This window comes from Methanofollis tationis, assembly GCF_013377755.1.
GTDB classification, from domain to species: domain Archaea; phylum Halobacteriota; class Methanomicrobia; order Methanomicrobiales; family Methanofollaceae; genus Methanofollis; species Methanofollis tationis.
The window spans coordinates 1,415,842-1,430,630 of record NZ_JABXWR010000001.1; the positions used below are offsets into that span (position 1 = coordinate 1,415,842).

General features: G+C 64.2%; 16 protein-coding genes, 1 tRNA gene and 1 pseudogene. 9 read left to right on the forward strand and 9 right to left on the reverse strand.

What is annotated here, in order from left to right:
- Positions 1-3: 3 nt before the first annotated feature.
- The gene (locus tag HWN36_RS07330; RefSeq protein ID WP_176788751.1) at positions 4-195 is read left to right on the forward strand and encodes a hypothetical protein; all 192 of its coding nucleotides are present in this window, start codon (positions 4-6) and stop codon (positions 193-195) included.
- 4 nt (positions 196-199) lie between these two features.
- Here HWN36_RS07330 and HWN36_RS07335 read toward each other — a convergent pair whose 3' ends face one another.
- The 6 genes from HWN36_RS07335 to HWN36_RS07360 all read right to left on the reverse strand — a co-directional run bounded on the left by HWN36_RS07335 (position 200) and on the right by HWN36_RS07360 (position 4,632).
- Entirely contained in the window at positions 200-1,027 is an 828-nt protein-coding gene (locus tag HWN36_RS07335) for a class I SAM-dependent methyltransferase (RefSeq protein ID WP_176788752.1), read from the reverse strand.
- Positions 1,024-1,875, reverse strand: a complete 852-nt coding sequence (locus tag HWN36_RS07340) for a polymer-forming cytoskeletal protein (protein ID WP_176788753.1) — start codon at positions 1,873-1,875, stop codon at positions 1,024-1,026. The genes HWN36_RS07335 and HWN36_RS07340 overlap by 4 nt, the downstream gene beginning before the upstream one ends.
- Before the next feature lie 185 nt (positions 1,876-2,060).
- The gene (locus HWN36_RS07345) at positions 2,061-2,660 is read right to left on the reverse strand and encodes a 30S ribosomal protein S3ae (protein WP_176788754.1); all 600 of its coding nucleotides are present in this window, start codon (positions 2,658-2,660) and stop codon (positions 2,061-2,063) included.
- 38 nt (positions 2,661-2,698) lie between these two features.
- A complete protein-coding gene (locus HWN36_RS07350; RefSeq protein WP_176788755.1) occupies positions 2,699-2,956 on the reverse strand; it encodes a KEOPS complex subunit Pcc1 in 258 nt (85 codons plus the stop codon).
- Positions 2,953-4,170 (reverse strand): DHH family phosphoesterase, encoded by a 1,218-nt coding sequence (locus HWN36_RS07355; protein WP_176788756.1) that lies wholly within the window; start codon positions 4,168-4,170, stop codon positions 2,953-2,955. The genes HWN36_RS07350 and HWN36_RS07355 overlap by 4 nt, the downstream gene beginning before the upstream one ends.
- Positions 4,171-4,173: 3 nt before the next feature.
- Complete coding sequence (locus HWN36_RS07360; protein WP_176788757.1) at positions 4,174-4,632, reverse strand: 30S ribosomal protein S15; 459 nt, start codon at positions 4,630-4,632, stop codon at positions 4,174-4,176.
- Positions 4,633-4,860: 228 nt separating this feature from the next.
- Here HWN36_RS07360 and HWN36_RS07365 point away from each other — a divergent pair, with 228 nt between their 5' ends.
- Positions 4,861-7,869: a GAF domain-containing protein gene (locus tag HWN36_RS07365; RefSeq protein ID WP_176788758.1), complete on the forward strand. Its 3,009-nt coding sequence runs from the start codon at positions 4,861-4,863 to the stop codon at positions 7,867-7,869.
- Between the two features lie 38 nt (positions 7,870-7,907).
- Positions 7,908-7,978: transfer RNA gene (locus tag HWN36_RS07370), tRNA-Gly, on the forward strand.
- Positions 7,979-8,314: 336 nt separating this feature from the next.
- On the opposite strand, the gene HWN36_RS07375 is transcribed toward HWN36_RS07370, so the two are convergent.
- From HWN36_RS07375 to HWN36_RS07380, 3 genes and pseudogenes are all read right to left on the reverse strand, one after another.
- Positions 8,315-8,452 carry a hypothetical protein gene (locus HWN36_RS07375; RefSeq protein ID WP_176788759.1) on the reverse strand — a complete coding sequence of 46 codons (138 nt, stop codon included), beginning with the start codon at positions 8,450-8,452 and terminating at the stop codon, positions 8,315-8,317.
- Positions 8,453-8,595: 143 nt separating this feature from the next.
- Positions 8,596-8,831 (reverse strand): annotated as a pseudogene (locus tag HWN36_RS12350) (IS1634 family transposase); the annotation flags it as partial.
- A gap of 36 nt (positions 8,832-8,867) precedes the next feature.
- Positions 8,868-10,034 (reverse strand): RNA-guided endonuclease TnpB family protein, encoded by a 1,167-nt coding sequence (locus HWN36_RS07380; RefSeq protein WP_176788760.1) that lies wholly within the window; start codon positions 10,032-10,034, stop codon positions 8,868-8,870.
- A 217-nt stretch (positions 10,035-10,251) separates the two neighbouring features.
- Here HWN36_RS07380 and HWN36_RS07385 point away from each other — a divergent pair, with 217 nt between their 5' ends.
- The 6 genes from HWN36_RS07385 to HWN36_RS07410 all read left to right on the forward strand — a co-directional run bounded on the left by HWN36_RS07385 (position 10,252) and on the right by HWN36_RS07410 (position 14,788).
- Positions 10,252-11,709, forward strand: a complete 1,458-nt coding sequence (locus HWN36_RS07385; RefSeq protein ID WP_176788761.1) for a PEGA domain-containing protein — start codon at positions 10,252-10,254, stop codon at positions 11,707-11,709.
- 92 nt (positions 11,710-11,801) lie between these two features.
- Positions 11,802-12,080 (forward strand): MoaD/ThiS family protein, encoded by a 279-nt coding sequence (locus HWN36_RS07390; protein ID WP_176788762.1) that lies wholly within the window; start codon positions 11,802-11,804, stop codon positions 12,078-12,080.
- A 129-nt stretch (positions 12,081-12,209) separates the two neighbouring features.
- Positions 12,210-13,019 carry a hydroxyethylthiazole kinase gene (gene thiM / locus HWN36_RS07395; RefSeq protein WP_246269869.1) on the forward strand — a complete coding sequence of 270 codons (810 nt, stop codon included), beginning with the start codon at positions 12,210-12,212 and terminating at the stop codon, positions 13,017-13,019.
- A complete protein-coding gene (gene thiE / locus HWN36_RS07400) occupies positions 13,009-13,650 on the forward strand; it encodes a thiamine phosphate synthase (RefSeq protein WP_176788764.1) in 642 nt (213 codons plus the stop codon). Before thiM ends, thiE begins: the two co-directional genes overlap by 11 nt.
- Positions 13,644-14,387 (forward strand): ThiF family adenylyltransferase, encoded by a 744-nt coding sequence (locus HWN36_RS07405; RefSeq protein WP_176788765.1) that lies wholly within the window; start codon positions 13,644-13,646, stop codon positions 14,385-14,387. The genes thiE and HWN36_RS07405 overlap by 7 nt, the downstream gene beginning before the upstream one ends.
- Positions 14,384-14,788 carry a molybdenum cofactor biosynthesis protein MoaE gene (locus tag HWN36_RS07410; RefSeq protein ID WP_176788766.1) on the forward strand — a complete coding sequence of 135 codons (405 nt, stop codon included), beginning with the start codon at positions 14,384-14,386 and terminating at the stop codon, positions 14,786-14,788. The genes HWN36_RS07405 and HWN36_RS07410 overlap by 4 nt, the downstream gene beginning before the upstream one ends.
- The last annotated feature ends 1 nt before the right edge of the window (position 14,789 follow it).

Here is a 14,789-nt window from a genome sequence, read left to right on the forward strand (position 1 = left end):
GGCATGGCATGTGAATGCGAAGAACAGGAAATGCAGTGGTCGTTCCTGCAGAAGATCCGGGGCGACGGCCTCGACCGCGGCAAAATGCTCAGGGGAGAAGAGGACGTGAGGGGTTTTCTTGGCAGAAATGCCGCCGACCTCCCGCCTGCAGAGGCGATGCTCCTCCGCCTCAGAAAGTTCGATCCCGGACTCTGATTTTTTACGTCAGGCAGACCCAGCGGTCATAAACGGCGTCGCGCTCGTTCTCCCAGACCTCAGGGCTGCGCCCCTCCTCCTCGCACCACTCCCTGACCAGATCCACCTCTTCTTTCGTGGCGACGGTGAGCAGGGCACGCTCTGAGAGACCCAGGAAGTCCCTGACAATCCCCTCCCAGATCTCGCGGTCGAACGAGTGGATCGTCCCGAGCATCAGGGCCGCCCCATACGGTGCCGGGTCGAAATAGGCCGAGGCCATCGTGGCGTCGATGCAGGCCGTCTCGCAGGGGTCCAGGCGCCCCTGCGCAAACCCCAGAGAGAGCAGGGCCTGATCGTGGTCGAAGGCGAGCGGGTTCAGCCCGATCGAACGGAGGCCCGCCGAACCGATCCCCGACCCGCAGCAGCAGTCCAGGCACCGTTCCCCGCTCTGCTGCCCGAAGACCTCTTTTAAGAGATCGGCGCACTTCTCCGGGCGGTCCGGCGGGATATCCTCGATCGCCGGCCGTACGCCCGTGCGGATCGCCTCGCTGTAATACTCCCGCACGGCGCGGGCCCAGACCTCCCGCTCCTCCATGAAGAGGTCGCCCCCGGTCTCCTCGAAGAAATCGATCGCCTCCTCGTGCACCGGGTGGCAGAGATAGTTCGCGACGATCCACTTCTCGTCCCACCGGAAGGCGACGGCGAGCAGGTCCTCATCCTCGTCGACCAGGAGTTTTCCGTCATCGGGCCGGCGGAAAAATGCCGGTAGGGCCGAGTCCGGGTCCGCGAGGTCGGCAAACGATCGTTCTACAAAGGTCAGGCTCTCAAGTTCGAGTATTTCTGCTGCTTTCATGCTGTATCTTCTCCTCTCTCGATGCGCACGCCGTTCGGTGCGCGGATCATCCCCTCCACCAGGGCGTCCTCGTGGAGAGAAAGAGAGAGCCCGGCGACGTCCCCGAGAATATGGGCCGCAGGGGCCACGCGCACCTCCCCACCGCCTTCGACGTTGCCGTGGACCTGGGCCTTCCGCCCGATCGTGATGGGGCCGCCGGCCCGCAGACTCCCAAAAATTGTGGTGTATTCTCCGACGCTCACGGCATTCGCCCGGATATTCCCGTGGAGACGGCACCGCTCCCCGATCCGCATCGCCGCCGGCACCGAGAAGACCTTCATGTCAAGGCTCGAGCCCGGCGGGATGACAAGCGGCGTCTCGTCCTCGGGGTCCTCCTCGCCGAAAAGTTCGTCCAGGGCACTATCGATCTCGTCGGGGTTGTCGATCTTCAGGAGGGTCATCACGTACAGGAGGAGATAGATGAACACCGGCATCGGGTTCCTGATCGAGATCCAGCCCTTCGCCTCAAACCCCCGGTCGATCTGCACCTTGTCCCCGATATCCAGGTCACCGCGGACGACCAGACGCCCGTGGATCTTTACGCCCTCCCCGAGGTAGGCGTCCTCCCCGGCAATGACATCCCCGTTGATCTCGCACCAGTTATCGATCCTGACGTCGCCGTCTGCGACGACGCTGCCGTTCAGCGTACAGAACTCACAGACGATGACGTCTTTACCCTTCAGCCCGTAATCGATTGAGCAGCGGTCCCCGATGATGATATTCATCTCTGTCTTCAGGGTGTGCTCCTGCAGATCGGTGCCGTTGGGGAGAGAACACTGGTGGAGCCAGTCCTGAACCCCGCTCTCCATGAACAGTAAAACTCTCGCACCAAAGCCATATGAGTCTTATCTATCTGCCGTCGGCAGACCGGAAAGACGGAGACCGAAAAAAGGTTCTTCGAGGGCGCATATGAGGAGACCCCCCGGCACCGAAAGTTAGTTCCTCACGAGAAAATAGGGCGAAACACGCACGCGAAGAAGCGAAAAAAAGAGGGTTAGAAGGCCATGACGACGGGCGTCTCGACCTTGCTCTTGATGATCTCGACCCGGCGGACCGGGAAGATCGCCTTGACGACCTTGAAGGCCTCCTTGGCGAGGTCGCCGGCGACGACCATCTTGGAGAACTCCTCGAAGGACATCTGGGCCGCCTGCTCGGCGACGGTCTTCATGATCGCTCCCCGGATCGCGTGCACCTGGGAGTCGTTCGCCCGGTTGATCGTGAAGCAGGTGACGGTGAGGCGCACCTTCTTGTTGTCCTTTGTCGGGACAAGGATGATGGCGTCGATCCTGGAGGTCTTCCTCTTCACGAGGCCGCGCATGTAGTCGCGGGTGATCTCGTGCCCGACGAACTCGGTATATGCGGCGTCGCCGGCCACGCTGTTCACTTTAAAGCGCATCTTGATGTGCTGCTTTGCATAGTCCTGTGAGATCTCGCCGAGCGTGGTCTGCATCACGCGCCCCATCACCTTGGACGGGTCGGCGGAGATCGTGTCGCCAATATAGATCTTGCCGAAGGATTCAGGGCCATAGACCTTGAACCAGGACTTGGCCTTCCAGCCTTCGACCCTCTTTCCAACCTGTTTTCTCTTTGCCATGAAATCACCAGTTTTATGTATTAGAATCTCTGCTCAGGTCATCCTGCCAGATGCGTCATATCGTTCAGGCCGCCCGCTCGGCAAAGCGAGCACATCTCTTCTGCCATTGCGAGGTTCATCAGGTAATCGTCCACCGTTGCGGTTACCGTCCGCAGGGCGGCCCCCTCGATCGCAAAGACGACCGTACCGCCCTCGGCGGCGGTCGCCATGCCAGGGAGGTTGTCCGGGGCGAGTGAGCCGGCGACACACGTCGCAGAGGCGCTCTCCGTGCGGATCAGCCCTATAATCCCGATCATGCGGCGATCCCCCTGAGAAAACCTTCCTCGAACTCGTCGATCCGGTCCAGGGGGATCCGGGCGCCGGCGCGGCTCCGGTGGCCGCCGCCTGACCCCCCAACCTCTGCCGCCAGGCGGCGGAGCAGGGCCTCGAGATCGAGATCGACCCCGGGAGGACAGCGCACCGAGACCTGCCAGCAGGTGCCGTTCTCCGCGACCACGGCCACCGGCGCCGCCTGCCTGACGTCGTTTGCCAGGCAATCGGCAACGCCGCTCGCCGCCCCGGCGTCCGCGACCCGGTAGATCCGCCCGGTCTCCTCGACCCGCTCCGCCGCCATGACGGCGGCGAGCACCCGCGCCCGGTAGGCCCCGGCAACCTCCTCAGCCTCGGTGACGAGGTCTGGAGAGCGCAGGCAGACCGCAGCGGCAAGGCCGCCGCGGCCCTGCTGGCCGCAGCCGTCGATGACGGCCGCAAGGGTGCGGGCGTCGTCGATCACCTCGCGCTCGAGCCGGTAGCGCCCGCCGTACAGGCGCGAAAAGACGGACGGCGCCGCCTCTTCTCCTGCCTCAAGCACCAGGAGGGAGAGGAGGAGATCGGTTGCGATCGCCTCCTCCCCGGCCGCCTGCTCAAGGATGCGGGTGATCTTATCCGCGTCCCCGCTGATACCGGGGATATACGGGGTGACGGCCGTCATGAGGGCTTCGCGGACCGAACCGCCCGGGAGGGCGAACCCTCTCTCCGGGACGACAAAGCCGTTTGCGATCCCTTCGTTGAGGATCTCCAGGTTCATCCCGGAAAATTTCTGGCCGTCCCCGAAGACCCCGAGCAGGGCGAGCCCTGCAAGGTCGCGGTTGTCCCCCATCTCCTGCGCCACCAGGTAGGCAGTTCCTGACGCCGTGAGTTCCTGCTCGCCGTCGATCCCGGCCAGGCGGGGGTTCACGTGGAAGGGCCCCTCGAAGTGCGGGACGTGGTGGTCGACGACCATCACGGTCCCGGGCAGATCGGCAAGGCCGGCGCCGAAATCGCAGAGCAGGGTCGAATCCGGGTGGACGATATCCTCTGTCCCGATGCCCGGCCTCACCCGCAGTCTGAACCTGCGGCCGGCGCGGAGCATCGCCTGACAGAGGATCGCCGCCGCGGCGATCCCGTCGGCGTCGTGGTGGGCGTAGACCTCGACAAAATCGGTGGCGAGGATCTGCGCGGCAACCCGTTCGGCAGCGGCCTGAATGGACATGACTTATCTGGAGAGGAGAATCTCGGCAGTCTCCGGCTTGTAGGTCCAGTCCTTCGCGAGCTTGCCGCTCGACCGGTAATACTTCACCAGGCGGCGCACCTTCGACTCGGTGAGCTGGAGCTGGCGCTTGTTGTGGAGATCCTTTTTGTTTTCAGCAAGGTGCTTGCGCATGCCGAGCGCCTTTGCGATGAGGTTCCTGAGGTCCTCGGGGATCTCCTGCTCGAGTCCGTTCTGGCTGAGGATCTCGCCGATCTTCTTCCCGGCCACGAGTTTCACGTCGGGAATGCCGTACTTGTCTCTCAGGACGAACCCGATCTCGCTGCTGGATTTGCCTTTTTTACGGAGATCGACAACAACCTTCTCTGCCTCGTCCGCCGAGATGCCGGTCCATTCCGGTGCCTCGGTGCGGTACGGTGCGACTGAGCCGGACTTGCCTCTCCGCCGTGCATGCATTCGTGCCATATTCTACCTCATATGACAGAGTAAGTCCAGAAAAGAGCAGTACTGCTACTGACTTCCCTGTAATCCCGAGCCACTTCGGGCCGTGCCGGAACGGCACGTCGGACTTACATCGGCCAGCACATAAAAGTGCTATATATAAATCTCGCTCCTCGTTCTTAAGGTTGACGGCAGAACAAAAGCGAAACCTTTAATTTCCCTCCCGAAAGTATGCCCCATAAGCATACCCCCATGATACCCCCCTTTCCCTCGCTCCGCCTCCCGGAGCGCTGGCAGATTCCCGTCCTGGCCGTCGCCGGAGTGGGAACGCTGGCGGCGACCACAATGGCGGCCGCAGCCGGAGTTACTGCCGTTGTCGCCCAGATCCTCTATATCCCGATCATCCTGGCGGTCGTCTGGTACCGCTGGCGCGGGCTTGCGGTGGTGGTCGCCATTACCGCGGCGTATATCCCGATCCTTGGATGGTTAACCGGGTTCGCCTTCCCGGTATTCCCCGAAGCGGTCGCCCGCGCCGGTGTGATGGTCGCCGTCGCCATGGTGCTCGCGGCGCTCTCGTCCCACGTGAGCGCCCTTGCCCGCGACTATCCCGGCATCTTCCAGCACGCCGGCGGCGGATACATCATCGTCGATCAGCGGTCGCTCGCCGTTCTGGACCTGAACCTGACGGCGGCAGAGATGATCGGGTTTGCGCCGTCCGAGGTCGTGGGGCGCTCTTTCGTCTCCCTGTTTGCCGATCCCGCAACGGCCGAAGGGACGGCAGAGGCGCTGAAGGCCGGGCAGGACCTCGACGTCCTCGAAGCGGCGCTCACGACGCGGGGCGGCGGCGTCCGCTGGGTCAGGATCGTCTCGGGTTCGCTCCCCGAAGAGCGGGCGGTCTGCACCCTCCTGGACATCTCCCGGCAGAAAGAGGACGAACGGACGATGAACGCCCTTGCCAGGCTCGCCGGGGAGAGCCCTGACCCGGTCCTCAGGATCGGACGGGGAGGGCAGATCCTCTATGCAAACGAGGCGGCGATGGCGGTCATCGGGGCCGAAGCGCCCGGGGAGAAGAGTGAAACACGGGCGGCACTCTCCCGCGCCGCCGCGGAGGCGACGGCCACCGGCGACCAGGTCGAACTCGAAGTCCAGGTCGGCGACGGGATCTTCCTGATCACGGTCTTCCCGATCGAGGGCGAGGACTACGTCAATCTCTACGGGAAGGATATCACCGGGAGAAAGGCGGCTGAGACGGCGATCCGGCTGAACGAACAGCGTCTCGAAGCCCTGCTGAGGCTGGACCGGATGTACGACGCCCCCTTAAAGGCGATCACCGACTACGCCCTTTCCTGCGCCGTATCGATGACCGGGAGCGAGCACGGGTATTTCGCCTTCCTGGACCCGGAGGAGCGGACGCTCACGATCCAGTCCTGGTCGGACCGGGCGGTTGCGGCCTGCCGGGTGGACCACCCGAAGACCGCGTATCCTCTCGCCGAGACCGGGCTCTGGGGTGAACCGGTGCGGCAGCGCCGCACGGTGATCCTCAACGACTACGCCGCCCCCTTGCCGTTGAAGAAGGGCACCCCGCCGGGCCACCCGGCGATCAGGCGGTTTTTAAGCGTCCCGGTCTTCGAGGGAGAACGGATCGTGGCGGTGGCCGGGGTGATCAACAAGGCCGCCCCCTATGACGAGGACGACGCCCGCCAGTTCTCCCTGCTGATGACCGGGATGTGGGGGCTGGTCAGGAGGAAACAATATTCCGACGACCTGAAGCGCTCGGAGGCCCTCTACCGCACGGTCTTCGAGGCGACCGGGACGGCGACGATGATCCTGGACGGCGACGGCACGGTCACCCACGCCAACGCGCGGTTCAGGCATTTCGGCTACGACCCCGCTGATATCGTCGGCCGGAGCGCCTGGGCGACCATCTTCTCCGGGCCGGTACACGATCTCAGCGGGCAGTACCACCAGATGCGCCGCAACGGTGCAGACAACCTGCCGCCGATATACGAGGGAACAGTCAGGGACGCCGATGGGAAGGAGCGCGACGCCCTGGTGACCGCCGCCATGATCCCGGAGACCGACCTGAGCGTGGTCTCGGTGATGGACATCACCCCCCTGAAGGAGGCTGAGCGGGAGATTGCCGCCAGAAACCGCGAACTCGCCGCCTTTGCGGAGGTCTCGGCGATCACTTCGTCGCTTCTGCCGCTCCCCGAGCGTCTGGACGCCGCCCTGGCAAAAGTGCTGGACCTCATGGACTTTGAGGCCGGGGCGATCTACCTCTTCGAGGGGGAGGGAGATGTCGGCGTCCGCGTCAGCCAGCGCTGGCCGGCCGATATGGAGGCGCCATACGAGATCAGGCGGCTGGCAGTCCCCTCAGAACCGCAGTATTCGTCAGACCGGCCTGAAGGGGTCCCGCCGCATATCAGGGAAAATTTTGCGTCCTGCGCCTCGATCCCGCTGAAGGTCGGGGACGAGATCCCCGGCACCCTGAACATGGCGACGCGAAGGGAGCACGTCTTCACGACCGGGGAGCGGGAGTTCCTGGAGACCTCGGGGCGGGCGATCGGGGGGGCGGTGCTGCGGGCGCGGTTCAGCGAAGGGCTGGAGCGGGCGAACGCCGACGCCAACCTCTACCTGGATATCATGATGCACGACATCAACAACGCCAACACGGTGGCGGCGGGCTACTGCAGCCTGCTCCTGCCCAGGCTCGCCGGGAAGGAGCACCTGATGGCGAAGAAGGTGCTCTCCGGGGTCAGGCAGAGCATCGAGATCATCATGAACGTCTCGACCTACCGCTCCCTGAGCCAGCGGGCGACGAGGGTCGAGCCGGTGCCGCTGGACGCCGTCATCAGAGGCGAGATCTCCCGGTTCTCCGAACTCGATATCAGGTACGCGGGGACGGATGCCGTTGTGATGGCCGACGACCTCCTCTCCGAGGTGTTCACGAACCTGATCGGGAATGCCGGGAAGTTCGGGGGGCCTGAGGTGACCGTCTGGATTGCGGTGGCGAAGGAGGACGACACCGTTGCGGTGACCGTGGCCGACAACGGCCCCGGCATCCCGGACGACCAGAAGGAGAACGTCTTCGGGCGGTTTGTGCGGAACGCCCCGCGGGTCTCGGGCAAGGGGCTCGGGCTCTGGATCTGCCGGACCCTCGCCGAGCGCTACGGCGGGAGCATCACGGCCGGGGACCGCGTGCCGGGCAGACCCGGGGATGGTGCGGCGATCACCCTGGTGCTGCGGCGGGCTGAGGATTAACCTTTAATAGCGAGGAAGGGGAATATGATCTGGTACCTGCGATAGTAGTCTAGTGGTAGGACAGTGGCTTCCCAAGCCTCTAACTCGGGTTCGAATCCCGGCTATCGCACTTCTACGGGGTAATAGATATCCCAAAAAATACCACTGTTCTCGGTGCGCGTTCACGGTTCTGCTATACTGCCCGCATCTCGGGGCACCCGCTTGAAAAAACGGCTTTATCGAAATCCCCGTACGCCGTCAGGGTGATAGGTCTCAGGTCAAGGCGGGAGCGGATCAACTGCCTTCCCCACCAGGCTCGCGGGGGGGACGTGCGCACCCGGACCACCGCTCAGGATTGCCGGGAAAGAAAGAGCGGGAAGATCTGAAGAGAGGGATCACTCCCTGCCAGCCGGCATCACAGAAAAGGAGTTCGACAACGCCAAAATAGTGGGAAATTCCTGGCGGCTCACTTGAGCTTTTTCTCAAGCTTCTTGAGCTTCTTCTTGGCGGCATCGCTCCCTGCAGCCGCCTGCTGCGAGAGCTCTTCTGCCTTGGCCTTCTGCACTTTTTTCAGCTTCTCCAATTGTTTCTTACTCGTTGGCATACCATTACCTCGCTTACGCGTTTGGCCCGTTCTATTTATCTTTTTTTCTTCTTATAAATACCCCGGTATCGCTGTACCAACCCAGAATATCTTCGAATACACGAAAAACGAAACGATTCAACCGACATTTCGCACCACTTTTTTCATGAGTAGTCATTTTCATGCGCCCTCACCAGCAGCCTCAAAATCTTCCTCAACTCCTCATTCAGGTTCGTCACCCGCTTGACCCTCCTCCCATCCTCGACCATCACAAACTCCCTCACTCTCCGAAACAGAAAAACGTCCATTTCATCGTGGGCCGTTGCGTCTGCTTCTTGGTCTGGCTGATGACCGTCTCGCCGGACCGTTTCAGATCTCTCCTCAGCCGGAACTCAGTTAGTCAACTACCCCGGCCTGAAGGCCGGGGCTTGAGACTCTATCGTGTCGATAGTTCTCGTATGGGTGGCTGACTGCACCCCTGCACCTCCAGGGTATACCTGTAGGTGCGTGCTCTGGATTCGATGTTTTGAGCACCGATCAGATCGGCATGGAGCGAATGCCCACAACATTCGCAGACAAACGACCGTCCATTCCGATTGTTCTTGCTGATATGGTTGCACCGGGGACAGGTCTGCGAGGTATAGGCCGGATCGAGATAGATCGTCGATATACCCTTCTCTCGTGCCTTGTACTCGATGAACGTCTGGAGTTCAAAGAACGCCCAGGAATGATGGGTGTATCGCCGCCTCTTTGAGATCTTTGTCCGATCCCCGATCCCGGAGAGATCCTCCAGCCCGATCACATCCACGTTGTTCTGAACGGCAAAAGAAACGATCTCCTTTGAGACGCGGTGGTTCATATCAGTCATCAGCCGTCTCTCCCGGCCAGAAAGATGCTTCAGCATCCTCTTTGCCGACCGGGTGCCCTTAGACGGTAACCGTTTCCGCATGGTAGAATAGACATTTCGGAGGTCCTTGGCTTTCCCGCCACAGAAGAACCGACATTTCCTGTCGGTCGTCGATGTAACCGCAAGGAAGTTCTGGCCGAGATCCACCCCCATGAAGGTAGAAGACTTCGTGACCTCACGGGTCTCGGTCTCTCGTTCACAACAAAGATGGAAGTAGTATGTGCCATCCAGGTGCTTCACCAGTTTTGACGCTCCGAATTTCCATGTTCCATCGAGATACTGCTCCATGTGAGGGTATCGGAAGAACCGATACTTTCTCCGGCCGTTGAGGGTTGTAAGACCGATATCGTCTCCGTCGAGGGAGAAGTCCCGCCCGAAGGAGAAGGTCATGGAGGTGGGAGCGTACATGATCTGTTGCCACACCGTCTTTTTCGCCCTGACCTGCTCCTGAAGTGTCCGGTAGGTTCCCGTGACCTGCCTGACGACATTGAAGGACATCTGGGACTTGAGACCGATCTTTTCCCGGAGAGCGGAATAGACGATCTTCTGGAGGGCGGCAGAACCCTTTGGTTTCCCGAGGTTGTGCACGACCGCAGAGACATAGTTCATCCCCTCGGTGTACGTCCATACCGTCCGGTCGAGACGATCGGGGTCAGGACAGTCCATCTTGAGGATGATGGTCTTTGCGGCGAGCATAAGGGCCTATTTCAATCAACAGTATTTACCGTTGTGCTTGTGAACCGCAATTCCTCCCCGGCCTGAAGTCAGGGGACTCCTTGCGGAGTTCGTTGAATCGATAAACAGGCAGAGCACCATGATCATCGCCAGCGCCTGGATCCGTGAAACCTTCTTCAAAAAGATCCAGGATTTCTGTTTCGGTAGATTTTTTCCCCCAAACATCTCCAGAAATAGCATGGAACGTGCACAAAGGCCACTCCCGTGGCTGATCCTCCTCCTCGCCCTCTCCCTGCTGTGCGTATCGGCCCTCGCCGATACCACGACGAACGTCACCATGGCCGAACCGACCATGACAACCGCAGCCCCGACGACGACGGCAACCACCGCCGTTCCAACCACGACCGCCACCCCGACAAAGGCCCCGACGACCGCGGTCACGCAGGCGGTGACGACCTCGGCCACCCAGGCCATCATAGGCGGCGGCACGGGCTGGTTCGACATCCACACCAATATCGACGGCGCCGCCGTCTCCTTCGACGGGAAATACCAGGGCACCACCGCCCAGGGCATCCTTACCGTCGCCTGGGCAAGCACCGGCACCCCGCCCGGCACCGTGACCGCCACGAAGGCCGGATACACGACGGCGCAGGAACCACTCCCGGCCGTCCCGGCCGCGGGCCACCATGCCGCCGTCTACCTCACCCTCAACCCGAACACGCCGCAGACCGGGAGCATGGGCCTCTCCTCCACGCCGGGCGGTGCGAACATCAGGATCAACGGCGTCTATTACGGCACCACCCCGCACACCGTCACCGGGCTTGCCGCCGGCACCTACCAGGTCTCGATCGACTATCCGGGCTACGGGACCTGGACCGCTCAGGAGGAGATCGTCTCCGGCAGGATCACCTACGTCGACGCCGTCTTAAAACAGGTCCAGCAATACGGCACGCTCTCCATCTCCAGCGTCCCGAAAGGCGCCTACATCACCCTCGACGGCGTCTATAAGGGCCCGGCCCCCGCCACGATCGGCGGCCTCGACCCCGGCTCCCATGTCGTCGAACTCAACGCCCCCGGCTACGAGGAGTGGAGCGGCCGGGCCACCGTCTATGTCGGGAAGGTCACCTCCATCTCAGAGACGCTGACCCCGAGCGCACAGCCCCCCACCGGCGCCATCTCCATCGCCTCCACCCCGGCGAGCGCCTCGGTCTCGGTCGACGGCGTCTACTATGGCCAGACGCCGGCGGGCAACCGCCTGCTCGTCAACGGCATCGCCGCCGGCCAGCACACCATCCACCTCGCCCTCGGCGGCTACGGGGACTATGACACGACCGTGACGGTCGCCGCCGGAGGGACGGCGACCCTCGACGCCGTGCTCAACGCCGGCGGCACGGGGTCGGTCTCCTTCACCTCGACACCCACCGGAGCGACGGTGTACTTCAACAACCAGCCCTATGGACTGACACCGCTGACGGTGCCCGACCTCGCGCCGGGATCGTACCCCGTCAGGATCACCTATGCCGGCTACGGGGACTGGACCGGCACCGCCCAGGTGAACGCCGGGGCGACGACGCCGGTGCAGGCCGACCTCGTCCAGGCAACACCGGCGCCCGAGGCGGCAGCCTCCCCCCTGCTCCCGGCCCTCGCCCTCCTCCTTGGCGGCGTCCTCGTCGCCCTCAGGGTGCGGCGGGCGTAATTCTCCCCCCGACTTTTTTTTCGTATCCGGTTGCAAAGAGAGATAAGACCGGGGAGTTAACAATTGTTAACTTCACCGGGGAGAGGGAGAGCATGATCGTACAGGTCAGGGCATTTGCCTGGATGCGGGAGATATTCGGCGCCGAGCGCACGCTTGAGGTCCCGGAAGGGGCCGCCCTCTCCACCCTCCTCCAGGTGCTCGGCGAAGAGTCCGGGGCGGCGCACCGGGCGCTCTTCGACGGCGGCGGCGCCCTGAACGGGCACGTGGTCCTGATGCTGAACAGGAAGCGGGTGAACCACGCCGACGTCCCGGCGCTGACCCTCGCGGCCGGAGACGAGGTCGCCCTCTTCCCCCCGGTCGCCGGGGGCTGAGGAGGGAGGACGGACAGGCAACGCCCTGCCTCGTGCCCGGACCGGAAGCCCTCAATTCCAGGAAGTCGTAGAACTACGGGAGGAGGTGCGCCCCACCCGGCGACACCCGGAGATTTCATGGAGCATATCATGGACGGAAGAATCTGTGCGGAGATCCTTGAGCAGGTGCGGTCGAGGCGCCCGCTCGTGCACCACATCACCAACACCGTGACGATCAACGACTGCGCCAACATCACGCTCTGCGCCGGGGCGGCGCCGGTGATGGCCGAAGCCCCCGAGGAGTCGGCCGAGATGGCGGCGGTGGCGGGAGCGCTCGTCCTGAACATCGGGACGCTCTCGACGGCCCAGGTGGCGTCGATGATCCTTGCCGGGCGGCGGGCGAACGAGTGCGGCGTCCCGGTGGTCCTGGACCCGGTCGGCGCCGGGGCGACCCGGATGCGCACCGACGCCGTGCTAAGGATCCTCCAGGAGGTACAGGTCGCCGTCCTGAAGGGGAACGCCGGGGAGATCGGCGTTCTCGCCGGCACCGGCGGGACGGTGCGGGGCGTGGACTCCTGCGGGATCGTCGGCGACGCCGTGGACGCGGCGGTCGCCTGCGCCCTCGCCACCGGGACGGTGGTCTCGATGACCGGGGCGACCGACGTCGTCACCGACGGGAGGCGCGTCCTCCTGGTCGAGAACGGGAACCCGATGATGGACCGCCTCTCGGGCACCGGGTGCATGGCCGCCTCGGTCACCGGGGCGTTTGCGGCGGTGGAGGGCGATCGCCTCCTCTCCTCGGCCTCGGCCCTCGCCGCCTTCGGGCTTGCCGGCGAACGGGCGGCGGCGCAGGCCCGCGGGCCGTACTCCTTCAGGACGGCCCTCTTCGACGAACTCTCTGCCATGAAGCTGGCAGACCTGGCGGCCGGGGCGCGGGTGAGGGCACGCCATGGGGTATGACCTCTACGTGATCACCGACGCCGGGATCGGCCGCGGCCGTTCTCATCCAGAACAGGCCAGCCTGGCCGTCGAGGGCGGGGCTGATGTGGTCCAGCTGCGGGACAAGGCGCTCGCCCCCCGCGACCTCCTCGCCACGGCCCGCGAGGTGCGGAGGGTCGTCCATGCGGCCGGCGCCCTCTTCATCGTCAACGACCACCTGGAGGTCGCCCTCGCCGCCGGGGCCGACGGTGTCCACCTCGGGCAGGGCGACCTCCCGGTGGGGGCGGCGCGCTCGATCGTCCCCTCCGACTTCATCCTGGGTGTTTCAGTCGGAAACGCCGCCGAAGCCGCCCTTGCCGTCGAGGGCGGGGCCGACTACGTCGCCCTCAGCCCCACCTTCGCCACCGGGTCGAAGGCCGACGCCGGGCCCGGCCGCGGCCTCGATACCCTGCGGGCGGTCAGAGCGGCAGTCCCGGCCCCGTTGATCGCGATCGGCGGGATCGGCCCGGCGAACGTCGGCGAGGTGGTCAGGGCCGGGGCCGACGGGATCGCCGTCATCTCGGCGGTCGTCGGGCAGGAGGACCCAGTCGGGGCGGCACGGCGGATGAAGGCGCTCGTCGTTGCCGCGAAAGGAGGCGATCGGCGGTGCTGAACGAGAGCGAAGGCGAGCGCTACCGCCGGCAGACGATGATCTTCGGCGAGGAGGGGCAGGAGCGGTTGAAGAGGGCGACGGTCTTTATCGCCGGGACCGGCGGCCTCGGGTGCCCGATCGCCCTCTACCTCGCCGCCGCCGGCGTCGGCCGGATCCGCCTGGCCGACAGGGACACCGTCGACCTCTCCAACCTGAACAGGCAGGTGCTCCACGGGACGCCCGACCTCGGGCGCCCGAAGGTCGTCTCGGCGGCCGAGAAACTCGCCGCCCTCAACCCGGAGATCGCCGTGGAGGCAATCCGGACCGTCATCGACGCCGCCACCGTCGCCGGCCTCGCCGCCGGCGCCGATGTGATCGTGGATGCCATGGACAACTTCGAGACCCGCTACCTCCTCAACGGTGCGGCGGTCGAGCGCGGGATACCCCTGGTCCACGGCGGGATCTCCGGGTTCTTCGGGCAGGCGACGACGGTCATCCCGGGGAGGACGCCGTGCCTCCGCTGCCTCTTCCCCGTCCCCCCGCCGGACGAGACCTTCCCGGCCCTCGGGACCACCGCCGGCGTGATCGGGCTCGTGCAGGCGAACGAGACGATCAAGTACCTCACCGGCAGCGGCGACCTCCTCGCCGGGCGTCTCCTGCTCTGGGACGGGGCGAGGTCCACGATGGAGACGATCCCGGTGGAGCGGCAGGCGGGGTGCCCTGCATGCGGGCACCTGCACGAAGAGGTGAGACCATGATAGATGTCAGGCATGACGATTTCAACATAAACGAGATGATCGAGCGGGCGAAAGACCCGTCGATGGGCGCCCTGGTCACCTTCCTCGGCGTGGTGCGGGACGACGAGATCGAGCGGATCGAGCTGGAGGCCTACCGGGAGGCGGCGGTGCAGGAACTCGAAGCGATCCGCAACGAGGCGTTTGCCGCCCACGAGATCGCTTCGGTGGCGATCGTCCACCGGATCGGGCCCCTGCAGGTGGGGGAGAACATCCTCCTGATCATCGTCGGCGCCGGTCACCGGCGGGAGGCGTTTGCTGCCTGCGAATATATCCTGGAAGAGATCAAGCGACGCCTCCCCATCTGGAAGAAGGAGTTTGAAAAGGGCGGGGGGACCAGGTGGGTGCCGGGGAACGCCGGGTGAT